Annotated in this window: 19 protein-coding genes and 1 pseudogene; 2 read left to right on the top strand and 18 right to left on the bottom strand. The window is 50.2% G+C overall.

What is annotated here, in order from left to right:
* Nucleotides 1-403: 403 nt before the first annotated feature.
* From E1162_RS00790 to E1162_RS00715, 16 genes and pseudogenes are all read right to left on the bottom strand, one after another.
* Nucleotides 404-760, bottom strand: coding sequence for a hypothetical protein (locus tag E1162_RS00790; RefSeq protein ID WP_155125633.1), 357 nt, complete (start codon nt 758-760; stop codon nt 404-406).
* Nucleotides 761-1,609: 849 nt separating this feature from the next.
* Nucleotides 1,610-2,455, bottom strand: a pseudogene (locus E1162_RS00785) (IS6 family transposase).
* Between the two features lie 210 nt (nt 2,456-2,665).
* Entirely contained in the window at nt 2,666-3,844 is a 1,179-nt protein-coding gene (hxsC, locus tag E1162_RS00780) for a His-Xaa-Ser system radical SAM maturase HxsC (protein WP_257098543.1), read from the bottom strand.
* Nucleotides 3,841-5,343: a His-Xaa-Ser system radical SAM maturase HxsB gene (gene hxsB, locus E1162_RS00775; RefSeq protein ID WP_155125629.1), complete on the bottom strand. Its 1,503-nt coding sequence runs from the start codon at nt 5,341-5,343 to the stop codon at nt 3,841-3,843. Before hxsB ends, hxsC begins: the two co-directional genes overlap by 4 nt.
* Before the next feature lie 266 nt (nt 5,344-5,609).
* Entirely contained in the window at nt 5,610-5,993 is a 384-nt protein-coding gene (hxsD, locus tag E1162_RS00770) for a His-Xaa-Ser system protein HxsD (RefSeq protein ID WP_155125627.1), read from the bottom strand.
* 525 nt (nt 5,994-6,518) lie between these two features.
* Nucleotides 6,519-7,496, bottom strand: a complete 978-nt coding sequence (locus tag E1162_RS00765; RefSeq protein ID WP_257098542.1) for an isopenicillin N synthase family dioxygenase — start codon at nt 7,494-7,496, stop codon at nt 6,519-6,521.
* A gap of 131 nt (nt 7,497-7,627) precedes the next feature.
* Nucleotides 7,628-8,134 (bottom strand): nucleoside deaminase, encoded by a 507-nt coding sequence (locus E1162_RS00760; protein WP_155125623.1) that lies wholly within the window; start codon nt 8,132-8,134, stop codon nt 7,628-7,630.
* 1 nt (nt 8,135) lies between these two features.
* Nucleotides 8,136-9,509: an amidohydrolase family protein gene (locus E1162_RS00755; protein ID WP_155125621.1), complete on the bottom strand. Its 1,374-nt coding sequence runs from the start codon at nt 9,507-9,509 to the stop codon at nt 8,136-8,138.
* Nucleotides 9,506-10,351 (bottom strand): ABC transporter permease, encoded by an 846-nt coding sequence (locus tag E1162_RS00750; RefSeq protein WP_155125619.1) that lies wholly within the window; start codon nt 10,349-10,351, stop codon nt 9,506-9,508. Before E1162_RS00750 ends, E1162_RS00755 begins: the two co-directional genes overlap by 4 nt.
* Nucleotides 10,302-11,081, bottom strand: a complete 780-nt coding sequence (locus E1162_RS00745; RefSeq protein ID WP_155125617.1) for an ABC transporter ATP-binding protein — start codon at nt 11,079-11,081, stop codon at nt 10,302-10,304. The genes E1162_RS00750 and E1162_RS00745 overlap by 50 nt, the downstream gene beginning before the upstream one ends.
* A 2-nt stretch (nt 11,082-11,083) precedes the next feature.
* Nucleotides 11,084-12,085: an ABC transporter substrate-binding protein gene (locus tag E1162_RS00740; protein ID WP_155125615.1), complete on the bottom strand. Its 1,002-nt coding sequence runs from the start codon at nt 12,083-12,085 to the stop codon at nt 11,084-11,086.
* A gap of 650 nt (nt 12,086-12,735) precedes the next feature.
* Entirely contained in the window at nt 12,736-15,765 is a 3,030-nt protein-coding gene (locus tag E1162_RS00735; RefSeq protein ID WP_155125613.1) for an efflux RND transporter permease subunit, read from the bottom strand.
* A complete protein-coding gene (locus E1162_RS00730; RefSeq protein WP_155125611.1) occupies nt 15,762-16,565 on the bottom strand; it encodes an efflux RND transporter periplasmic adaptor subunit in 804 nt (267 codons plus the stop codon). The genes E1162_RS00735 and E1162_RS00730 overlap by 4 nt, the downstream gene beginning before the upstream one ends.
* 78 nt (nt 16,566-16,643) lie before the next feature.
* Entirely contained in the window at nt 16,644-17,891 is a 1,248-nt protein-coding gene (locus E1162_RS00725) for a sensor histidine kinase (RefSeq protein WP_155125609.1), read from the bottom strand.
* The gene (locus E1162_RS00720; protein WP_155125607.1) at nt 17,888-18,556 is read right to left on the bottom strand and encodes a response regulator transcription factor; all 669 of its coding nucleotides are present in this window, start codon (nt 18,554-18,556) and stop codon (nt 17,888-17,890) included. Before E1162_RS00720 ends, E1162_RS00725 begins: the two co-directional genes overlap by 4 nt.
* A 216-nt stretch (nt 18,557-18,772) precedes the next feature.
* Nucleotides 18,773-19,969 (bottom strand): Fic family protein, encoded by a 1,197-nt coding sequence (locus tag E1162_RS00715; RefSeq protein ID WP_155125605.1) that lies wholly within the window; start codon nt 19,967-19,969, stop codon nt 18,773-18,775.
* A gap of 342 nt (nt 19,970-20,311) precedes the next feature.
* Here E1162_RS00715 and E1162_RS00710 point away from each other — a divergent pair, with 342 nt between their 5' ends.
* Nucleotides 20,312-22,096 carry an ABC-F family ATP-binding cassette domain-containing protein gene (locus E1162_RS00710; protein ID WP_155125603.1) on the top strand — a complete coding sequence of 595 codons (1,785 nt, stop codon included), beginning with the start codon at nt 20,312-20,314 and terminating at the stop codon, nt 22,094-22,096.
* Nucleotides 22,097-22,226: 130 nt separating this feature from the next.
* On the opposite strand, the gene E1162_RS00705 is transcribed toward E1162_RS00710, so the two are convergent.
* A complete protein-coding gene (locus E1162_RS00705) occupies nt 22,227-22,934 on the bottom strand; it encodes a helix-turn-helix transcriptional regulator (RefSeq protein ID WP_155125601.1) in 708 nt (235 codons plus the stop codon).
* Between the two features lie 87 nt (nt 22,935-23,021).
* Between E1162_RS00705 and E1162_RS00700 the strand changes: the two genes are divergently transcribed.
* Nucleotides 23,022-23,978 carry an alpha/beta fold hydrolase gene (locus E1162_RS00700; protein ID WP_155125599.1) on the top strand — a complete coding sequence of 319 codons (957 nt, stop codon included), beginning with the start codon at nt 23,022-23,024 and terminating at the stop codon, nt 23,976-23,978.
* A gap of 212 nt (nt 23,979-24,190) precedes the next feature.
* Here the strand turns inward: E1162_RS00700 and E1162_RS00695 are convergent.
* Nucleotides 24,191-24,461, bottom strand: a 271-nt coding sequence (locus E1162_RS00695) for a beta/alpha barrel domain-containing protein (RefSeq protein ID WP_503328166.1), incomplete at its 5' end; no start/stop codon positions are given.

Raw genomic sequence — 24,461 nt, 5'->3', positions numbered from 1 at the left:
TATATTTCTATCTTCATGTATATTATCCGCTGTCATATACATTATGTGCAAAAATATAAGTTTTAAATACTTCCTACTTCTAAAACTGATGATCGTTGCTATTAGTTTTTTATCGGTATTTCTTTTAGCCGCACAGCCTTACTAGGGGTCGATTACGGTAGAGGGTAGGATAGTACGTGAGCACCCCAAGACCGGCAAAAACCCTTTGGTTTCTGCAGGAAAGAAACAGTGTACGATTAGCGCACCCGTCCTGAGAATTTCAGCGTACCGCCTATTCGGACAGTTTTGAGCAGCGATTTAAGTGAACCATAGCCCTCCACGCATACCGAACCTCTTACGGACAGCCCTACTATCTTGCCCTCTACCTGAGCAGCCCCCTACTCCCTTAGCAGGGGAGCGCCTTCTACAAAGCGTCTAGCGCTTCCACTTCCACTTCGACACTTAGCTTATACCGGGTTGCTCGTTTGAATAGACACGGATCGCGTGTAATATTTACTCCCGTCTTATCGAGCGCGTATCCCTGCACTTCCATGATTTGTCTGATCATGTGGCCGATCATTCTCTTCACATCATCATGAGCTACTGCATCGCCAAATTCTTTGAGCAGAGCTGGGGCTAAAGCCTCTCCAGCAGGGCGTACTAGATAGGTGGCAGTTTCCATGCGTACGATGTTTTCAGGCGTGTTTAGAAAGGCCCAGATTTTTCCGCCTTCATTTGTTTCATAGACATTCAGAAAGCTGCCGGGAACGTATTTTGTCATCTGTACTCAACTCCGTAATAAATAAAATATCATGTACCCTTGTGATCATAGGAGATATGAGTGCTGTGTAAAGTGATTCTTACGTATTTTAACGTATTTTTGGAAATTGGTTTACACCAACCGTGCCAAACTTACAGATGCCCTGTTAGAGCACCGGCCTTCTAAGCCGATGGCCAAAAAGACCGATAATCTTACACTTGACTGCTCTTAATCGCCCTTACCATCAGGATTGTGACAACCTGATTTAGAGGTGATTTATGCTAGATAATTTACTTTACAACATTTTTGGAAATCTTATGGCGCATGGGCTTATCTATATCTGGGAGAGACTGAGATAGTGCCTCTATAAGGAGGAAATGGCTCCCCACTCCATGGCCTTTACCCTTTCTAAGGGGGAGGTCATGGCCAGACCTCGCTATACTGAATTAATAAATAAGGGATAAGAGATAGTCCACCTGCCCAAAGCATGAATGGTCCCCAAATAACAGATTTTCTATTTCCCTAACGGGTAACTATGTCTGGTGTTGAACGCATAGCGTGAATAAGCCTTAGTAAGTGCGCTTTATGCCCACTTACTCCATCCTGCAAAGCTGACTAATGGTCATATAAACCATGGAAAAATGAGCGTTTTCGATGCCAATTTGACGCCGGCGCAGTCCTGCCCACTCTTGGCTAGTCTTGCCTAGTCTTGCCGTATTGAAACGCTAGTTTGTTCCAGCACAAAGCATCTCAATAGGAAGCTCGATGGTGATCCAGCGCGAATACTCAGAATACCGTGAGCTGTAGTCTGTCTGGCTTTGTTGCAAACCGTGAATATGGACGGCTTCAGGCCATAAGCTGCGACGTGGTTCACGCCATTGCTCCATCAAGACGGGTTTTGACCAAAGCCATAGCCTCTGACATGGCGCAGGGGCCAACACCGAACGCCCGCTCAACAATGCGCGCCTCACCTGTAATGTCTTTGGATAGGTTGAAGATGTTGGATTGGCCCTTGCGCAACGCCCGCATGACTTCGAACCCCTTGATTGTTGCATAAGCGGTCTTCATGGTTTTGAAGCCCCGTACCGGCCTGATCAACTGCTTCAACTTGCCATGATCGGCTTCAACGACATTGTTGAGGTACTTGACGCGGTGATGCTGAGTGGTCTTAGGACACTTGCCTTCAGCTTTGAGTTGGCGAATGGCTATGCCATAAGTAGGTGCTTTGTCAGTGTTGATGACGCGAGGCTTTTCCCAGTCTTTCAGGCCTCCCAAGGCTTTGCGCGCATCCTCAACCCAACTCTCAATCTCTGAAGGGGGCATGTCGTAAGAACAGCTAGCCTCAGCTACCGTCGTCTTGCCCTACAGGATCTCAATAACAAGTGCCGATTTGCGCTTCGCTGCCCAACGCTTGATATCGTCTTCCAATGTCTCACTCATCGCTAACATTTTCCTCATTGTAGAATGAGCTGGAATTCACTGGGTCAATACACGCCAGCTATTTGTGACTGGGCGGCGTCAGTGCCGGCGCTATCGGCGCTTCATTTCCGGAGCATAAGACTGAACCCACTTGTAGTTCGTAGCGTGATCAACTCGAACGCCGCTCTCAGCCATCATTTGTTCGAGGTCCCGACAGCTGATCCCATACCGGCAATACCGACGCACTGCCCACAACACGACTTCACCGCTGAAATGGCGACTTTTGAATGCGTTCATCATGGAGCCAGCTTGTCCCGAAAAACACGATCCTCCCATTCGAGAGCAAAGTTTGCAACAGCACCGGTGTCTTCGATCCGAACGTTCCATGGGATACTATTTTTTGCAACAACGTCCCACTCTGCCCATCATTGCAGAAATGATCGGGGAAAGGCATCGATACTAAAGGTGCCCTGTCAACGCCTAGCGATCTCATTCACATATCAGTTGCTACGTTGTAAATTCACGAACCGAATGGTTTTTCTGAGCCTTAATGCCTCTGCTATGTAATTTTTCAGATGAAGCAAATAGGCCTCCACACAATGAGCGCAGGGTACATTGTGAGCATTCCGTTAGATAAATATTTTTGTAATCCGAGATGCTATTTCTCATAAAGCTTCTAAGCTGCTCGGGAACGACACACATCTGCAGGTTATAAATTGAAACCGGAATCCCTCGGTAAAAGAGGTGTTTTACGGCCTCTGTCAAGGGTTCGTGATAGTCTATGGGGTCTATCCAGAGTGTCTCCCAGTTTTTTTTAACGTAGCCCATGTTTTCCAAGCCCATCAGCGCTACATGTTCCACAAAAGGTAAGTTTCGGTAGATGAATTCCATTAATTCCGGCAGGCGTGGGATAGTTTGCTTGTGAAGAACAACTCGAACTTCTATTCGTAAGCCCATCGCAGCAGCATTGTAAATCCCTCTTATGGTTTCGTCGAAGGCCCCGTTAGACTGAACAACGTAGTCATGGTCGACGGAATTATCCGCAAACAAAGGGATAAGAGATAAGAAATTCGGATTACCTATTTTTGCGATTTTTGTGCAATATTCTGAATCAGCGTATCTCCTTCCATTTGTAAGCATATGGATCTGGCTTGAGGGTAGTTGATCATTGATCCTACTCAAAATATCAATGAGCCAGCCATCTAACAAAGTAGGCTCACCACCTGTTAACCCAAGCAACTCTGGGGGATTATCTATGAGGTCCAGTATTTTCATCTGTTCTTTAGCCATCTCCTCAATATTATCGTCGTGAGGTGGCTGGGAACACATTAAGCAATTGTTATTGCAAGAGTTTGTAGTGAAGAGTGTGTTATGCGGAGATTCTGGGCGAAACAATAAATGCATACGTCCATCAGGATTAATAGCAACTATTGTCCCGTCTGTTATTTGTTGAATAACGTCTGCATCGAAGAATACGATATTCTGATCGGCCTCTATTTTATCGTTATAATCGTATGATATCACTGCCGAGTAATTATCAATATCTTTCTCATTCGGATTGTTTGTAATGTAAAAATAGTCAGATCGACGTTCTTTTTGTTGATGTATCCTAGTAATTTTCGCAATAGTTCTATTTTTTAACGTCGATCTATTTGCTTTAAGGCGCAAAGGCAGTGGATCGATCATTTTATTTTCCCTACTTGCATATCGTTTACATCTTCCCTTCGGATCCATGCCCAGAGAATGCTCTGTAAGTCCGCGTCTGCGGCATCTAAAGTTTCAATGAGATATCGAATAATCGGTTTGTTTCTATCGCAGAATGTGCCCTTCTTTGCCCTGTGCCCAAACATATCATGTTGCGTACGATGGTTTCTAACTGGGTCAGCGCCGCAATAGTTTTGGAATGCGCAGTCTGAGCAGCCGGCAAGGGCCTCATTGCATGAAGCCGCAGCAATCTCTTGCATTTTTTCTCCGAAGAAAATCTGGTCATAGTCGTCTTCGTGTACGTTGCCCATTCTGAACATAGTATCCTGAGCTTCGGCGAGCATCCTGCCTTCGTCGGAGGTGTAAACATCTCCGTCGTAATTATATACAACAACTCCCAATCCAGCCCCTGCCGGGGATTGCAGGTCAACAAAACCTATTGGCCAGGGTGTTAGTACTTTCGTTAAAATCAGTGACGCAAAGGCTTCAGAAAATGTTCTTCCTTGGCGGTTTACCTCGATAATGCGCTCAAATACCTTTTTATAGAATTGAACGAATTCACTAGAGGAATAACCGATACTATTTGCTGTCTTTATGGCAAAGCCATAAGGGTTTAACTCACGAATAAATATCGATCCCATATCTAATTTGAGGTATTCGTCAACAATGGCGTCTGCATGTTCTAAACTATGACGAGTTGTTGTCATTAGTGCAGAAACTGAATGCTTACCCAGTGCCTCTTGCGCTCTACGAATGCCCCGAACAACTGCATCGTAGCTTCCACCTCCGCCTTGAAAAGGGCGGTTACGATTATGAAGAGCCTCGGGACCATCAAGAGATGTTGATAGTAAAACGCCTTCCTTCTCACAGAAGTCTAGGTGCTCATCTGTAAGAGTAACTAAATTAGTGCATATAACGAAATCTATCTCTTTGCCTATACTCTGATTTAGTTCCTTGGCTATTTCGACGCCTTGCCTAATCAATTCGAAGTTTAGTAGTGGTTCTCCACCCTGAAATTCCATAGTGACATGGGGTGCCGGCGAACTCAGCATTAGTTCGATACTCTTTCGCAACGTGTGCACGCTCATGTCGAAGTGATTGATAGCTGCTTGTTCGTCTTTTCGAGAAACCTGGCAGTAGGGGCAGGATTGATTACAACGCAAGGTTGTAACGAAAATATGCAATTTGGTGAAGCCGTCCAAGAATGCGCGTTTAGTACGATACTTTGAGGCTAGAAGATCAAGGTGAACAGTGGAACTATCCTGAAATAGAAAGTGTTTGGCGCTCAAGTTCTTGAACTCTACTGAACTAGTGCAGAGCTCTTGGTTGATAAAATCTCTAAAGGCCTTAACCCCCAAAAACGTAAATTCTCCAACCTCGTTGGACAAGAAAAATCTATTATCACCCCAGCGTTCGAAACGAAAGGGCAAGAACTGATAAGTGTTGTTCTCTTTTTCAAATGAACTGCGTGGCATGAACATAATAATATTACTCGTTTTCCATATGAATTTGACTTGAAATATCGACAATGTAATTGAAATATCCGAGAATTATATCTCTGCTATATTTCTCGTATTTCGGATCAATTTCTATTTTTATTATTGCCTTCATATCATCAAGTCTTTCAGCGGATACGCGGCAATACTTGCGATACTTGCTGGTCGCTTCTGTAACTGCCTTCTTGGGGAAAAGGCGATTGTCGATTTCTCGAGAGTATTTGAGCATGATTTGGGGCCAACCTAGTTAGTTATGATTGAACTATGGTACGCTTGCGCCCTTCAAAAAATGCCTTCTGTACGAGCCTGGCACGTATCTCGCCTGTCTCAGCATGAACAATTTGTCGTACGCGCTGATCAAGCAACGCATTCATGAATTCTCCAGCCACAATAGTCGGATCCGTTTTTTTTAAGCCGGGGTCTTTCAACCTTAGTTCGACCTCCAGCCCAAATTTGTGAGGCTTCATAAAAATGTAATAGTTATCACTGAACCAATACGCCGTCTTGAATACTGTTGCGATATCAAATATTTCATCGTGAATTACTATAGTTACACACTGGCCAAGTTCGTCCATTGTTACCGATAGGCCCTCGACGTTGCCGAGAACCCAATTCGGATCATTGATTTGTTGCATTGCTTTGGCTCACCAGCGACTAGAGTAATGTGAATAGTGAGATCTATGAGAAGAATGAGAATAATGTGATCGATGGGAGTAATGATACGCGATCGTATCGCCGCTTATCTCAGGCGGGGATAAAAGCATAGCGCCATGCTCTACTTGAAATGAAGTTGCGTTGCTGGCCGCTTGAGCCATTGGGACCTCTAGAGAGAGGGCCGTCGTAAACGCGAGTCCAACCAATAAACCCAAAAGCCCGCTTTTTATGCGCTCCTTTTTGAATAATCCCTTGGTTGTTGTTTTTTGTACTTTTGGAAGGTCGATCATAAGGGTAGTCCTCTCTCAGTAAACACAACTATTAGGTGTATTTTTTCGAGAATTATCATTGACAATAGTCAACTAAACACTAACTTAATTATGAAGTAGTTCCTCCACCGGCATTGTTGCAAACTTCAAGTCCCATTGTTGGGGCGCAGAGGCAAACCTAGCGACTACCGCGCCCCAAAAGCTTCACTCGTTCAACGATCTAAGCAGGTCCGGACCTTACTTTGCAAAGTTCGCTGCGATGCGCTGCTGGAGGTAATCATGGGCCGTAATCGGCTCGTAGATATTCTCCGGTCCTTGGATTATTGCATCCTTGTTTGCCTGACAGAAGAAAGCGATGGAATAGCGCGAGCCCAGATACTCCTCCGGCTTTGGCATGCGAACGCGGTGCAAGGTGGATTTCAGCTTGTCGTCACTCCACCGCATGAGCATGTCGCCGATGTTGCAAGTCACAACGCCGTCCTTCGGCTCCACATCGGTCCACGCCACGGTTTCGTCCTTACCCGGACAAACCTGTAGGCCACCTTGCCCTGCGCGTTGGTGAAGCAGCGTCAGACAGTCAAAGTCGGAATGGGCTCCTGCTCGCCACTGCTGGAAATCCTCCGGCTTGGCATCCTTCATTTCAAGGTAGTGAAGCAGACGGAGAGTACTCTGGTAGTGCTCGGACATAGGATCGTGAGCACCGGTAAAGAAGTCCGGCGCAAAGCGCAACATATCGCCAAAGCAAGACAGAACCTTCATGCCCAGTGCCCAGTTGCAGCGCTCGAACTCCAGCATGGTTGCCTTGAAGCCTTCCAGCTCTTCACCTGTCGGCCAAAGCTGTGCCATGCGTGGCAGCGTCACCTGATAGCTCTCTTTTTGGTCCGCTGTTCCAGTGGAAGGGCGCACCTGAGCCTTATACTCCCACCCCGCATTGGTACCGCCGATAAGCGGGTACTGTGCCTTCACATCTTCAGAAAGCGCAAAGAACTTTGCCGACATCTCGAAGGCTCGGTCAATCAAATCACCCGGGATACCGTGGTTCACCAGCTGGAAGAAACCAATCTGTGTAGAGGCCTCCCACAGGGCCTTGGTGATTTCGCCCTTACGCTGATCGAAGTCACTCATATCAATCTGCGGAATGCTGCGCTCCACCGTCTCGCCCATGCCGCCAATGGTGCTTTCCTTGTTCAGTTCATCCAGACCATATTGTGTCATCATTTACTCCATATCGCTTTGGCAAGACACTGTGTGTGCTTGCCGTTTGAAATGAGGAGCAATGACCCACACACCCAAGTGCGCTGCCAGCTTCTACTCCGTTGGTTCGGCAAAGCCGACCAAACTCGGGATTAATGCTCATCCCAAAACGCTTCCTGCAATGCAGCCGCTTCCTGCTCCAGAAGTGGCCCAATCACCTTGATATCCCGCTGCCCTGCCGCAAAAACGGTTCGGCACGGCAGGTCCAGTGTTGGGTTTTGCGCATGGTTTCCGGTTTGCTCTTTCAAGGACTTTTCGCTCTGTCCGTACACCACGCGGCCAATGCCTGCCCAATACACCGCCCCTGCACACATGGCGCAAGGCTCGGCGGATGTGTACATGGTGCAGCCCTCCAGAAACTCGGGCGACCACTGTTTAGAGGCTCTGCTGGCAAGGACCCGCTCGGCGTGGGCGGTCATATCCTTGCCCTCAGCGGAATAGGCGTTGCCCTGCTCCATCAGAACCTTCCCGTCAGGCCCAACAAGAATGCAGCCGAAAGGGTGATCACCGCCCGTCTTCGCCGCCTCGGCTACCGCGAACGCACGGCGCAGCAAGGTCTTGTCCATCTCCTCGGTAAAGACAGCTTTACTCTTACACATTTTAAGCGGCGCCCTTTTGCAGATCAGCCACAACAGAGCGCGCCTTTTCACCCAAGTCGCCAAGATCCAATCCCGGCACTGCGTAATCCCGCACCACGTGCTTGCCGTTCACAAAGCTATGACGGATCAAAGCATCACCGCCGGAGACGATCGGACTAATCAGCGGATCATGCTGGCCCATATGGCGCGGTGCGGAAATATCGAAGAGCGCAATATCTGCACTCTTGCCCACTTCCAGCGTGCCTATGGTCGGCAGGCCGAGCACCTTTGCACCGCCTGCCGTTGCCCAACGCAAAATATCCTCCGCTGCGACGCTTTTCACACCCTTGGAAGCACGGTGAACACAAAATGCGCTGTAAAGAGCGCTCACCATATCGGCCGCCTCGTTCGCCCCCGCCCCATCAACGGCTAGCGAAACAGTACCCCCCAAGCGGTCCAGCGCATCTGCCGGAGCAATGCCGGACCCAAGACGAGCATTGGCCTGCGGGCAGTGCGCCATACCGGTTCCAGTTTCCGCCAGTATGGAGACCTCACGTTCGTCAATTTCTACCAGATGGGCAAACCAGACATTAGGCCCTAGCCAATCGTGCTCAGCCAACCATTCCACGGGCCGCTTGCCATAGTGCTCCATGGTGTAGTCCACATAGCCCATATTCTCGGAAAGGTGAGAGTGCAGGCGTATTCCCATAGAGCGGGCAGCGGCAGCCACCTCTTTCAGTTCGTGTTCGAAGACAGAAAAGGTCGGCGCTGTCGGAGCAAACACTACCCGCCGCATGGCATCATCTTCGACCTGATGGAAGCGGTTCTTGGTGTCCTCAACGGACAAGATCATCCCGTCCAGCGTTTCAGTTGGCAACGGACGAATGGTCTCGTCGTCAAAGCGCCTTGTCTTGGTATGTCCGCCTCTGCATAGCACGTAACGCATGCCAAACTGCTCAGCGATCTCGAACAGAATTTGCGGTACATCGAAGTCATAGCCGTCCCAGTAAAAATAGTGGTGGTCCGCTACCGTTGTAGCGCCGGATAGCGCCAGCTCGGCCATGCCGATGGTCGCTGAAACCCGCAGGTTTTCCTCGGTCAGCTTGTTCCAGTAAGTGTAAGGCACAAGGCGCAGCCACGTATTCAGCGGCTCGTTCATACCACTAGGCACAGACTTCATAACGCTTTGGAACAGATGATGGTGCGTGTTGACCATACCCGGGGTGATGACACAGCCGCTTGCATCAATCACCTGCTCTCCCGCCTCCGGCGTCAGGTTCTCACCCATTGCAGCAATCTTGCCAGCGCGGACCCGAATATCACTAGCGCCACGGGCAGCCTCGCCCTTTAGGCCGGTCAAAGAGCCAATTGCACCCTTAATAAGAAAATCAGTCATCGTCCATCCTTGGAAAGGCTCCACGGGAAGAAGAGGCGCTGCACGAACGACACCATCTGGAAGAGCACAAGAGAGAGAACCACCAGCACCACAAGCCCAGACCACGCCTGCTGGATCTTGAAAAGGGAGGTTGAAAATTGAATGAAGTATCCAATGCCCTTTTCCGCCGCCACAAACTCGGCCACCACCGCGCCGATAACGGCAAGGGTGATTGAGATTTTCAGCGCGGAGAAAATATAGGGCACCGCAAATGGCAAACGGATCTGCGAAATCTCGCGGAATGCGGTGGCCTTTAGCGATCTGGATAGCTCGATCAGCTCAGGCGGCGTTGCCATCAACCCGGTCGTCGTAGAGACGACGATGGGAAAGAAGGTGATCAAACACGTAATCACAATACGCGGCGCGTCCCCCGCGCCAAGCACCACAATCACAATTGGCGCAATGGCAACCACCGGTGTGGACTGGATCACCACCAAAATCGGATAGAGCGCCTTGGAAAGCATTGGCGATCGCGCCAGCGCCACCGCAATAGGCACTGCAAACGCAATGGAGAGGAAGTAGCCAAATAGAGCAATGCGCAGCGTAGCCCACACATGCTCCAGCCAGCGCCCAGTGGTCACAGCATCAAAGCCAGCCAGAATGCGCGTTGGCGCAGGCAGCACAAAGCTGGGTATGGCGAACACATGGGTGGAGGTTTCCCAGACCACCAGCACCAGAGCGAAAGTTACCGCCGCCAGCACGCCCGGCACATTGGCCAGTTTGCGCAACAACGCCACTGGATTAGTCGGAGCGCTAAGCGGCGCGTTTGAGGAGGAGGTTGCGGAGATGTCCTGTGAAGTCATGCAGCACCTTTGCGTTGTCCGCGCTCATATCCCGTGGTCGGGAGAGCGGAACCTTGATGTCCTCGATGATATGGCCAGGGCGCTCGCTCATAACGACCACACGATCAGCCAGTAGCACCGCCTCGGAAATGGAATGGGTGATGAAAAGCACCGTCTTCGGCTGGCTTTCCCATATGCGCAGCAGCTCAAATCCCATAACTTCACGGGTCAGCGCATCAAGAGCAGAAAACGGCTCGTCCATCAGCAGAATATCCGGGTTCATGAACAGGGCGCGGGCAATACCCACACGCTGCTGCATTCCGCCAGACAGCTCCGAAGGCATACGCGCTTCGAACCCTTCCAGCCCCACCGTCTTGATAATCCGCCGTGCAGTTTCCCGATCCTTTTGGGAAACCATGCCGGTCTTGTGTTTGGCCGGAAACACCACATTGTCTTCAATATTCGCCCACGGCAGCAGCGTTGGCTTTTGAAAGACAATGCCCACATCATCCCGCGGCCCGTCAACTGGCAAGCCGAACACTTCCACCACGCCGGAAGTCGGTTTGATAAGGCCTGCGATCATCCGCAAAAGTGTAGATTTACCGCAGCCCGATGGCCCCAGAACCGCGACAAATTCATGACGCGCAACGTCGAACTCGACGCCACGAAGAGCCTCCAGCGGGCCTGATCGGGTCTGAAAGACCTGACCAAGACCGCTGAAGCGCATAGCGGGGGTTTCAGTCACACCCATGCTTATTCAGCGCTCGCAAGGACGCTGCGATCGACAAGCATTTCAGGGTCCAGTGCTTCCGGATCCAAGCCTTGCGCCTGTGAAACGCGGGACCAAGTAGCCGCCAAACGCTCGCTCTCGAAGACACCCAGACCGTCCTTTTCGGTCACATCGTTAAACACAAGCACCAGCGCATCCTTCAAAGACCCTTCCACGCCTGCCGCATCCAACTCGGGCACCATAGTCGCCACGTCTTGTGCTGCTTTGGCAGTGTTTGCCGCTGCAAACTCGACGGACTTCTTGAAGGCCGTCACAAAGCGCTTGGCCACATCCGGGCGCTCGCTCAGGAACTTCTCGGAGGCGACGATCGAAGAGGAATACAGCATCAAGCCAGCATCGGACCAAGGCAGATACGCAATCTCCTTACCTGCTTCCTTTGCTTGGTCAGTGTAGCGGGTCACATCGGTCAGCCACGCAATAATGGCGTCCGTATTGCCCGTCATCAGCATCGGCCCAAGAGCGCCCGGATCCGCTTTGGTTAGCTCGATATCCGCTTCGCTCATGCCATTGTCAGCAAGAACAAGCGGCAGATAAACGTTGGAGGCAGTAAATGGAGATGTGGCGATTTTTTTGCCCTTCACATCGCCCAAAACCTCAATGCCGTTGCCTTTCAGGGTGTAAAATGCGTGCGGTCCCTTATTGAACAGAGACATAACCGCTTTTACCGGCACGTCCTCACTCACTTTCGCGGCCATTAGCGCACCAATACCGGCAGAGCCAATATCAGAAGCGCCTGTAGCGATTTTGGTAATCGCGTCAGAAGAGCCACGGCCTTGGGAAATGGTCACATCAAGGCCTGCTTCGGCACAGAAGCCTTGCTGAATGCACACATAAATGGGAGCCTTGTCACCACCTGGAAGCCAGTCCAGCTGATAAACCACTTTGTCAGCAGCCAAGACGCTGGATGCAGTCAGTGTGGCAGCCACCGCGCCAAGAATAGAATTGGTAAAACGCTTAAAGTTCATAGGTGCCTCCTACAAATAACCTTCAAAAGCAATGAGGAGACAGCTTTGCCGTGGCAGACGGGGCAGACCCTAACCCTAAAAAAGAAAGCCAACTCGGCCCCATGGGCAGGATGCAAAATCCGTGCAGTCTCCATTGCGGTTCGCAGCCGGTGTTTCCACCCGCTTTGAGCAATGTCCCGGCCCTGATAGGCCTGACCGCTTCTACTCGTGCCTATTGCACAGCAAAGCCTGTGCCAGCTTTTAGATACGCAGATTTACGAGGATCACTCGGTTCCCCTATCTGGCCCGTGCCTAGAAGTTGGTCACACTGTTTAATTTTTATATTTCTAGGTTGTTGCACTGTCCCCATCAAAACGCGCTAGATCGAACGCTTCCACCTCACGCGGGAAGTCGATAACCCCGTCTGTCTGCTGATGGGCTGGCCTCAGAAAAGTAGAGAGCCTTCTGTTAAACTTTTGACAGGAGGACACGACGAAAGGACTGGGAACACCCAACTATACGGTGGCGTTTAAACAAGAGGCCGCTCGTCATTATCAAGTGAGCGACGAGCGGCTAATCAGCTCTTGGAAGATCTGGGCGTTAGCTGCAGCGGCTAATATGCCTGAAAGAAGCTCAGGACCCGCCAGCGCCAGTAAGGCAAAGGCTCTCCACTAATCCTCAGCCAGTCCAAGCCACGACGTACCTGCTTTGAGATCATCTCCGATCAGCACCAAACACGGAAGTCCAACCAGGATAAACGGCACGGTAAACAGAACACCATATCCAAGGCACAGCGCCATCGGTCCCATGAAAATGTCCTTACCGCCAAGGCCATATGCGAGCGGAAGCAGGCCGGTAATTGTCGTTAAGGACGTGAGCAAAATTGGTCTCAGCCGTGTGGATGCAGCTTCCAGTATCGAAGCGACAGACCGCTTCTCAATAACGTTGTTACAGCAGTTGATCATTACCAGTGCATTGTTGAGTACAACGCCGCACAGCCCGAGGATCCCGATAGCGCCGAAGAACGAAAGCGCCATCGAGTGAAGCAGAAGAGCAAGAAGAGCGGACGCCGTTGCAACTGGAATGACAGACAGGGCGAGAAGTGGTTGCACCAGTGAGCCGAAAAGCAGCGAGATAATAAGCCATACCCCAATCAATGCTATGCCAGACGCCATCGCCAATCCCAAGAGTGCCTCGTTGGTCATTTCAGCTTCGCCAGCTATCTCGACCTGAATGCCAGATTGAACACCTTCTAGACCTTGCACAAAACTCAGAGCTTGCGTTGAAATTTGATTTGTATTGCCGATAGATTTATCCAGCTTTCCTGTCACCTCAGCACTGCGTTCACCATTCCAGTGGAGGATTTCTGTCGGCGTTTCCACCCTTTCGAAAGATACAAGATCACGCAGAGGTATAGCCTCTCCATCGTGGGTAAATACATCAATGTTAGGGAGACTTTGCTCATTTCTATCGGCTTGTGAGTACCACAAAGTGATATCCACCAGCTCCTCACCGACCCAACTAGAGGCAATGGCCTGCCCTTTGAGCGCGATTTCCAGATTGGTCATGATGTCACTCACCGAAATGCCAAGCTTAGCAATCCGATCATATTTCGGGACCAGCAGAATCTTTGAGCTCGTGGTTTCTTCAGAGATACGAACATCCGATGCACCTGGCTGGTCCAAAAGCCAATCCCTTAGCTTTTTTGCAACAAGCAGCCGGTTTGTATCATCAGCGCCAAAGACTCGAAATGCCAATGGTTCTCCAGCTGGTGGCCCCCCGCTGTCAGGGCGCGCGCTCACATCGGTGACGCCTTTTATTGTTGTGATTTTTCGTTCGATGTCCTGCGAAATTGATTTCGCCCGCCCTTTCGTGGCAGCCTCTTCCGTTAAAACTATTAGCCCAGAAAACGTCGGCGTTGCCTCTGCTAGGTGAAAGCGGTCAACCTCGGATGGGTATTCCAGAAGTGCAGCGACTTCTTCACTAACCTCCTGAACCCTTTTTAAGGACGTCCCTTCTTCCATCTGCACTTCCAACTCTATCATTTGAGCATCTGTTGAAGGGAAAAAGTCGATCTCCAGCTCCGAGACTGCGACGAACACTACCCCAACTGACACCGCAAAAAAGCCCGAGACAATGAAATAGCGCAGCTTCACGACGGCACCCATGAAACGCACATAGGCAACTTTGCAATGGTCGAAGTAGCTCGTTCTTTCAGAACTAGATTTTGTTTTGCCAAGAGCTTTAGCCAAATGCGCCGGAAGCAAAAAGGTTGCATCCACGATTGAGAGCACCAATGCCATTATTATGGCTAGTGGCAAAACCATAAATGCAGAGCCTAAAGATCCTCCAACAAACAAAATAGGGATAAAGACAATAAGCGTTGTAAGCACGCTTGCGATGATTGGCTTGAAAACTTGACGGTAGCCTTCAACTGCGGCTTCTCTGGCGGATAATCCCCCCCGAAATTGCTGATCGATACTTTCGGCAACCACAATAGCATCGTCAATTACGATACCTATTACGAGCAATATCGCCGACATACTGATGCTATCAAGCGAGAAACCGAAAGCCATCAAAAGGGAAATGGTTCCGAAAATACAAAATGGCAAGGATGACGTAACCCAGAACGCCAGCTTACGCTGAAGAGCAATAAACAGAACGGCTAGAACTAGGATGATGCCAACAAGAGCATTCTTGCTCAAAATATCGAAGCGTTTAGCAACACTTTCTGACAGGTCAAGTGAATATGCAGCGTATATATTCTGATGACTTTCCTTGAGCTTTTCTTCAACTACACTCTTAACTCTTTCTATGGTTTTGAGGATGTCCCCTTTTTCTGTTTTGTAGAGAGTGAATCCTATGCCTCTCTGACCATTGATCGAAAAACCGTCTTTCGGAACATCAAAGCCATTTTCCACCACGGCAACATCGCTGATCCGTACCAGAGTTCCGGTTTCAAGCACGGTTACGACAGTTTCACTCAATTCGTTGCTGTTCTTAATCTCGGAAAGGATGAGCGTGTTGGTTTCGGTTTTTCCTGACCATACTTCACCGCCGTTTCCAGAAAAGTTCCGGTCTAAAACGGCCTGTCTGACATCGCTAGCTTTTAGCCCATAGGCAGCTAATGCTTCCGGCTTCAAAGCGATCGTAAACGCTCTGTTCGGCAAGGATATACGTTCTATCTTTCCCACGCCGGAAATAGAGCGAATTTCTTTCTCCAACTGGCGAGCGACTTCTCTCAGCTCGGGAAATCCGAGATCCCCATAAATTCCGAAGGTAAAGAATTCAAATTTGGCCGAATTTTCCAATTCGACCAGCGGCTTGTTGTCGAGATCTTGAGGAAGGTCCTTGGCGCGGTCTACGGCCTCTTTTACATCCTGCAATACTTTGTTGAAGTCTTCCCCATCACGAAGTGTCAACAGAAGCTGGCTTTCACCATCGAACGATGAAGAGCTATAGCTCGCCAAACCCTCTACAGACTTCACTTCTGTCTCAATTGGGTTTGTTATTCGAAGTTCAACTTCATCGGCCGACGAACCAGGATAGCTCGTGGTGATGGATATTTCGCCCAATTGTGCTGCAGGAAGATCCTGCACAGTAATTGTGTAGAGCGATGCAATACCAATAAGACAGACCATGCAAAGGGTTACCGATGCGAAGAAAGGGCGATCGATAAAGAAGCGTAAGAAAGCGCTCATGACCCAGCTCCAATTTCTTTTGGAATTGTTACGTCAACCGTAAAGCCCGGCCGAAGCTGAAGATTTCTATTATCTACTTTGATTTCAACAAGGTAGGCGCGGCGTCCAGAGGTTGGCTTAAGCCCTATAGTACTGATTGTTGCCAACTGCGGCGGCGCTGATGCCTCAAAGGAGAGAGACACGTTCTGCCCAACCTCAAGGCCCGCGAGATGATGTTCACTCAAGAAAATCACCGCTTTAAGTTCGTCGAGGCGTTCCAAACTCAAGAGTTTGGAGCCTTTTTCCACCCAATCACCGATCTCAACTGTTCTCTCGGCAACCCAGTAGGAGGTCGCAGCGGTGATTATTGTATTCTCGTAGTCTAGTTTGGCTTGCTCACAAGCTATCAGCGCTTTTGAATAGGTCGCCTCAGCCATCAGGTAGTCTGCTTCCACATTTTGCCGCTGGTCGCGGGTGAAAGTGGCGCTCGCTTCTAGCTGCTTTACTCTTTCAAGTTTCGCTTTCTTGTAATTCAAGTCAGCAAGCGCAAACTCCGCGTTTGCTTGCTCTGCTTTGAGTGTGAGCTGGTATTCTTCACTACCAATCGTGATCAACGGATGGTCGGCGCGAATTCGTTCGCCTATCCGGTACCCGACTGTTTCAATCGTCCCTGAAACCTTGGATACGACAGTTTGAACATGGGCGCTCTGTAGGCTGCCAACGAAGGTATGGCTCCCTTGAGCCATAGCAGCCGGAACAAGGCTCAGTTGAACGAGAAAAAACGCGAAGCGGAATATGTGTGAAGTTAAAATATCAGTCATTGTAGCCGTCACATTGAAGTTTCGACTATTGGTAGCTGATGCTATGTCTTCAAAATGTCCCCAATGCTAGACCGCACTTCAAAATGTAACCTTTGCAACGCAACCTCTCACGTCTTCTCTACTTTCGAGGGAAAAACTCCATCCAAATTGTTGGCAGATATCGTGTACCATCAGTAGGCCAAGACCATAGCCCTCACTTGAGTGCTTCGGTTCTTCCGGACCGTTTCCCGTATCGATGATGGATAAACTTTCTGAGGTTACTTGAACCGTAATTGTTCCAGCCTCCGTGTGTTCCAACGCGTTCCTTATCATATTGCCCATTAGTATTCTGAGCACGGTTGGCGGCGCATTGACGGGTACTGGATGGGGCAAATCCGTGAAGAGCGACAGCTTATCATTCGCACCCAAGTGTCTAAAGTCAGAGAGAGCCTCTTCAATAAAAGCCTCATCAATGAGTGTAGAAGAGCTGTTTAGGTCATGGCGAACAAGTTTGAGAAGCGTGTCGCTGATATCGTTGATTTTTCCATGAACCTTTATCAGCCGCTTTCTCTGTTTTTCGATATTCTGCGGGGAATTCGATATCTGTAGCAGATCAGCGATGCCAGATAGCGCCGTTAGAGGAGTTCGAAGCTCGTGGCTTAGGTAGCGGCTGAACGCTTTCTCTCGCTGGATCGCTTCAACAACTCTGCCTCTGTATTTATTGAGGGCGTCCATTAGCTTGGTTTGTTCAAGAGACTGGCTTGTGACGGAAATCTCCTCGTAGGAGCCGGCAGGTTCAGTTGAAAGCGTTTCGGTCAGTTTATTGAACGGCGCCGAAATGCGATTTGCCAACAATACAGTGCACACAAGCCCCAACGACAAAAACAAGACCGAGTAAATAATTGCAGGGTAAGCAACAGCGCCTTTCATAGTGCCAGTGCTTGCAGTCAGCCTCTGGTCTTCAACGATATAGAGCAGTAACGGCCCTCTTTCCGAGCTGAATTTTCTGGCAAGCATGAGATACTTATGGGACCCTTGTACACCCTCCTCCAGCGTGCCTGTCCAGCCAGGCTCCACCTTCTGTTGAATCACTTTTGGCAGCAATTTGTAATCGTCATAAACAGTAACGAGCGCATCGACCGCAATTGAGCCCTCAAAGCCCGCGATATAATTTACCGCTGTTATATCTAGAACATGCCGCAGCCTCTGCTCGCTAACGCGATCCTCTACAATATAAAATGTCACAACAAAAACAAACAGGTTCAGCGTTAGGATAGCTGTGAGCAGGCCTCCAAAAAGGTAAATGAGCTGACGCTTTAAGGTTCTGTTTGAGTGCTTTCTTGTCATAGCGTTAGCCGATACCCGACTTTGATTAGTGTCTGGACTTTCACAGCTGAATTATATTTTGAAAGTACACTGCGCAGCTTGTGGATGTGTTTTCGCAAAGCGTCCCCATCTGGCGGATCCTCACCCCAGATATGGTGCGAGAGCGTATCCCGGGAAACGACGTTGGGCGCCTCCTCTAGCAAGACTTTCAAAAGAGTGTAGCCGACCGGAGAGAGGTGCAGCAGTTCACCGGAAACGCTTATGGATCGTGTTTGAAGGTCGACCTCGACATCCGAGAACGATAGTTTTGACGCAAACGAATTGGCCCCTACCCTTCTGTTAAGCGCTCTTATACGAGCAACAAGAACCTTCAAATCAAATGGTTTGACCAGATAGTCATCCGCGCCAATCTCCAGACCCGTCACCATATCCTGCGATGTATCGCGGGCCGTTAGCATAAGTATCGGTGTACTGATATGCGCTTCACGAATTTTTTTGCAGACCTCAAATCCATTAAGGCGCGGCAACATTACATCAAGAATTATGAGATCGAACTCACCAGTAAGCGCTAGCTCCAGGCCCTCTGGCCCGCTAAAGGCGTGATCTATCGTAAATCCAAGCAACTCAAGGTACTCATAGATCACTTCCATAATTTCCAGATCATCTTCAACGAGGAGAATTCGCAAGGGGCGCTCTTCTTATTCGAGGGGGCTAACTATCTGGTTGAATACTAAATGTGTCGCAGCGCAGAAGGCGATACGTATAAGTGACCACACAACTAAGTACGAGACGTTGTCGTGATAACTTTGGTTCAATCAAGCCAGCAAACTGCCTTTCGCCCCTGCCCCTATCGCAGAAAGCGGCTGCTATAGGCATCCGCTCCATCAGTGCCAACGTTGACCTCAGTCTGAATCTGGGAACAACCCTGGCATCCACCGACCAGCTAACTTTGCAGGAAATGCAAGGTTTAGCGGCGAGCGGGTACTTTGGCTCTTTATTGCGCCCGCCTCAATCAAGCTAGAAGTTACGCGACGAGCGGCACGATCGCTAAGGCCAAGAATATCTGGAACTTCTGCTCGGGCAACTTCGCCTTGAAACAAAATGGCGCGTAAAAGAGCATCTGACTTTGGCGGCAATGCTTTTAGTTGAACCTCTTCACGAGCCCAGAGCAGAATGCGCTCTCTTAATTTTTCCGGCTTCATCAAGCCTTCCATGAATTCAACTTGGTCAATACACGTCTGCAGGAAAAACGCTACAAAGTCAGCGAGCGCAGCTTCGCTCAGCGTTCCGCGCCCGTCTCGGTCGCTCTGGCGAGGTCGATCGCAAGACGCAAGGTGGCGCTTATATTTTGCTTCATTGCGAGCCAAGCCTCGTGCAATTGACCAAAGTCCCCGCGTATCTAGTGTTTGGCGGAGCATCGCATAGGACATCAAACGCGCTACACGGCCATTCCCATCCAAAAATGGGTGGACCCAAAGGAGACGATGGTGCGCACATGCAGCCGCTAATATTGGCTCAATGCGGCCTTTATTTCCGTAAACCTTATGCATCCGCTCCATAAAACGTGGAATAGCGCCTGCGCTAATGGCTACGTGCTTGCCAACGGCTACATCTCTTTCTCTGAACTTACCTGCTTCCAGTATCATGATTTCGCTGCGATCATCATTGGCTACTCGAAGCAAGTCCTCAGGCAGGTTTTCGCAAAAACGGCGGTGCATCTCCAAGATCATTTCAGGTGATGTAGGGGCGCCGCTTAGTCCGCCGTTATCAATCCACTCCTGAACCGCTATATGCGCCTTTGCCTCAAGCTGTAGGTCGCGCTTCTCAGGATCGCTGCTGTAATCGCCAGCAAGCGCTTTTTCAATATCGACCGGATGGGTGTTATGCCCTTCAATAAGATTGCTATAGTAACAGTTCATCGATCTGATGAGCGCAGACAGCGAATCCGCAATAGAAGGTGGTAGCGAACTTCTAAATGCCGCAGACTTCTCGGCCAATTCCAGCGCAAGATCATTGAGCGCAGGCCTCTGTTTTGCGCCCTCACTCACCATCAAGGGCTCGAATAGGCCTATCGTTTCGCCGTCATCTCTAATCGTCATAATGCCCGCTTTTTGGCCACTTTAGTAGCCGAATTATAAGGTTCAATAATCTATTATAGTACAGCATCTTAAATGAATCTAGGCTTATTGATTCTCCTCCATTTTGGCCGCTTCATTGGCCGGAACTATAGGCGGAGGGAGGCTTTCTTTTCGACCTCGGCACCATCACTATGACTTACTTAATTGGATAGTTTTCATCCTTAGGGCAGCTATAAGCGCCCCGCCATGGGGCATCAAATTCGGGTTCGACGAATTCTATAAAAATACGCTCGCTAAAAAGGCGAACAAATTCTAGTCTACACTTTCGTAACGACAAGCACCTTAAACTTCGACGAGCACCCAATGGCCACCGATAAAAGCAAAGCCAAGATCCCGCTGATTACTTGCAACGGGATTGCGCTAAATGCACCGAACAAGACCCTGTTTGAGAACGTCTCGCTTGGCTTGAACACTGGTGACCGCATAGGGTTCATAGGCCACAACGGTTGTGGCAAGTCGACTTTTCTTGGGATTCTAGCTGGTACGATCAAGCCGAATGAGGGCACGATTGCCGCGGCTCGCGTGGCCAACGTATCCTGCGTAGAACAGACATTACCCGAACGACTTTTGAGGCTGAGCCTACACGAAGCGGTACTTGATGCACTCCCCGAAGACAAACGCGGGTGGATGGATTGGAAAGTGGAGGTGATGCTGGCCGACACGGGCTTCGATCAAAACCAAGCTTCAATCCGTTGCGAAGACTTGAGCGGCGGACAAATAACGCGGCTAATGCTGGCTCGCGCCTTGATGAACGAGCCGAACCTGCTGCTGCTTGACGAACCGAGCAATCATCTCGACTTGCCTACCCTTCTCTGGTTGGAAGAGTTTCTGGCTAATTGGGAGGGCACTTTTTTAGTTGTCTCTCACGACGCAGCCATGCTGGATCGCATCACCAACAAAACATGGGTCTTGCGGGACCGGCAAATTCATTCATTTGACCTGGCTTGCACGTCTGCACTGGCCGCCTACGAAAACCTTGAAGAGGCGAAGAGAGCCCGAAGGGCGGCAGAGGAAAAGGAAATCCGACGCGTGGAGGCTAGCGCCAAGCGTATTGCTGTTTGGGGGCGCGTCTATGACAATGAAGATCTGTCGCGTAAAGCCAAGTCCATGGAAAAGCAGGTGGACCGTATGCGCGATACCCAGACAAAGGCTGTGGAGGCTTACCCATGGAATTTGTCTATCTCCAGCGAAACGTTAGAGGCGGATCGACTGCTGGTTATCAAAGACCTACGAGTATCGCCAGTTGCTGTAGAAGATGTTACGCTCTACGAGATTAATGAAGCAATTATTGCTCCCGGAGATCGGATTGCACTGTTAGGTGCAAATGGGCTTGGCAAGTCAAGCCTTCTGAAATGTTGTTGGGCGCGGCGCAAGGAAGAGTTCGGGCCTGTAGTCTTCCATCCGCGCTGCCGTTTGGCGTTTTATGACCAGTCGCTGAACATGCTACCGGACCATATGAACCTGACCGATGCGATGATCGCAACAGGTGAGATACTCGGCGTTCACCTAACCCAGACACACTGCGAACGAGCTCTGATTACCGCCGGTTTTCAATATAATCAGATGGTGCAGAAAGTCTCTTGCCTATCCGGCGGTGAACGCTCCCGCCTGTTACTGCTCAGTCTTTCACAGGGGTCTAGCCACTTAATGCTGCTTGATGAGCCCACTAACCACTTAGACATCTATGGTCGCGCAGAGTTGGCGCGGCAACTGCGCCAGTTCAATGGCGGCTTTATTCTGGTTTCACACGACCGTCACTTCATTGAAGAAACTTGCAGCCGATTTTTCACGGTGACCAAACAGGGCTTGGTTGAAGTGACCAACGCTCAAGCTGCCTATGACCTCATCGAGGCGAGCCAGCCTAAATTCGCTCCGGTTGAGCGCGCTAAACACACTGAGGTTCGAAAGCCAGATGAAACCACACCAGTTGCTGAGCAGCTAAGCGACGATCAAGGCCTTGAACGCTTGATCGAGTTGGAAGACCTGCTGGAAACGGATCTGAAACGCAAAGAAAAGCGTCAGTCCCCTCACCTGCAGATGAAATGGCGGCAAGAGATAGATATCTTGAAGTCCTTGCTGGGAGTATAGAGGGTACTGATGGGGTGGATGCCTCTCCCAGTCGCTTTCCGCTATGGTGCGCAAAGTTGTGGCTTAGCGGAAAACAGAGGCACTGATTGCAAACCTTGCAGGCAAGGCGAATAGCTATACGCCATCCGATTTATCCCACACGGCGCACCCCGTCCTCAAACGTCACAGTGCGCTTGCGGAACCTCGTTTGCCCCAGACATTCGGGAGAGCTTATGCGGTCCATACGAAAGTGACGGAACGCTGCGCGGGTTGGGTCCCATGCGACCAGATACCAAAGGGGTGGCAGCACGAGCATGGCTTGGGGCTCTACGGTTCGGTGACTTTGCACGCCCTTGGCATCGCAGTAGTCAAAGCTGAGCAGGTGTTTGTTCAGGAAGGCAACTTCGAAGGTGGGAAGTAGGCTCGGATCCATGTTACCCATGTTGGAGGTATCCACCTGCGGCGCAAGCGGGCCAACATAAAGACAGCCAAGCATGCGCCTTAGATCACGCATTTTATCGGGCGGCAGAGACTGTTCGATTTTTGCCAGTCCCGCATCGGCAAGGCCTGCGAAGGGAAGCTGTCCTGCTGCACGCATACTGGCAACGCTTATAAGCAGGGCAAAGACTTCTTTCACCGTGAGCCGTGCTGTTGTCTGCACTGAACTGGGGTCTAGCGAAATGCCGCCACCACGCCCTGCCTCACTCTCAATAACAAAGCCCTGATCACGCAGTGCTGCAATGTCCCGCAGGATAGTGCGACGGGAACTGCCTACATCACACGCCAGTGCGTCAATGGTGGTAAAACCATTGCGGCGCAGTGAGCGGATGACGGCGTCTTGTCGGTCTCGGGCTGTCATGGGGTAAACCTAAACAATAATAGTGCCACTTTTTGGCACCTTTCCATCATAGGCAGAGGGTGAAACTAACAGCAAGGATGAAATACTATGCCCCTCACCCATCCCTTCCCTACAGCCAGCTATATTCAACTTGGTGACGTTACTCTGGAGGTCTTTGAGGCCGGACGGGAGAATTTAGGCAATCCGATTGTGCTATGCCACGGCTGGCCGCAGAGCGCTCACTGTTGGAGTGCGCAAATCCCTGCACTTGCAGTAGCCGGGTATCACGTTATTGCGGTAAACCAACGCGGCTATGGCCACTCCTCCTGCCCTGATGAGGTGGAGGCTTACGACATTGAATGCCTGACGGGTGATCTGGTTGGCCTGCTCGATTTCTTTGGCTATGAGAGCGCGACCTTCGTTGGTCATGACTGGGGGGCCAATGTTGTATGGAGCATGGCAGTGATGCATCCGCAGCGTATTTCCAAGATCATAAATTTGGCCCTGCCCTATCAGGCTCGGACTGAGGTGCCTTGGGTTGAGTTTCTGGAAGCCATCTTCGGCGCGCAACACTACATGGTGCACTTTAACCGCATGGTGGGTGTGGCTGACGCGGTTCTGGATGCAAACGCGGGCCAATTCTTGCGTAATCTGTTTCGTAAGAACGTGCCCGCCACACCGCCAGCAGCTGGCAACATGATGATTAATTTGGCCACAGCCGAGCGAGCCCTTGGAGATCCAATTATGAGCGAAGAGGACTTGGCCACATTAACGGCAGCTTTTGCACACACTGGCTTTACCCCGAGTATAAACTGGTACCGGAATCTGGATCGCAACTGGCACATACTGGCAGATTACGACCCTATCATTCGTCATCCATCCCTAATGATCTACGGGGAAAAGGATTTGATCCCGCCATCGGAGCAGCTGGTTGACCTAGTGCCTAATGTGGAGGTGGTGAGCCTTGATTGCGGCCATTGGATACCACAGGAGTTGCCGGAAGAAACAAACCGCACCCTTTTACACTGGCTGACCCGGCAGAACGCACCTTTGGAAGTTTGCTGATGAAAGAGGCGATGCGGTCACAGCCTATGTTCGTGGAGAGGCTTGAGCAGAGATTATTTTAGAGATCATGCAGCTTTCCTATCGCAAATCTATCGGAAACGTTGCGGCAGCGTAGGGTACGCCTGCAATAGTCAGCTCTACATTTTGATTGCAAAAAAGCGGGGCAAGGGCCCCGCTTTCTCGTTTTTAAAGCCTTTCGGGTGGAAAGGGCCTTAAGCCTTTGCGTTTTTGACCAGAGCGGCGGCGCGTTCTTGTACTTCTTCCGGCTTGTCGCCCGGTTTGAAGAGGGAAGAACCAATGCCTGCGCCTGCTGCACCAACTGCCATAAAGTCAGCAATGTTGTGTACGCCAACGCCGCCAACTGGAATGATCTTGGTGCCTTTCGGGAACACAGCCAGCCATGCTTTGACAACTGGCGGTGGGCACATTTCAGCAGGGAAGATTTTCAAGCCGTGTGCACCAGCGTCCAGCGCGGTGAAGCCT

The sequence above is a fragment of the Pseudovibrio flavus genome (assembly GCF_009711345.1).
In the GTDB taxonomy this organism is placed as follows: domain Bacteria; phylum Pseudomonadota; class Alphaproteobacteria; order Rhizobiales; family Stappiaceae; genus Pseudovibrio; species Pseudovibrio flavus.
Note: the sequence above shows the minus strand (reverse complement) of the source record. Positions and strands in the feature narration are given on the sequence as shown.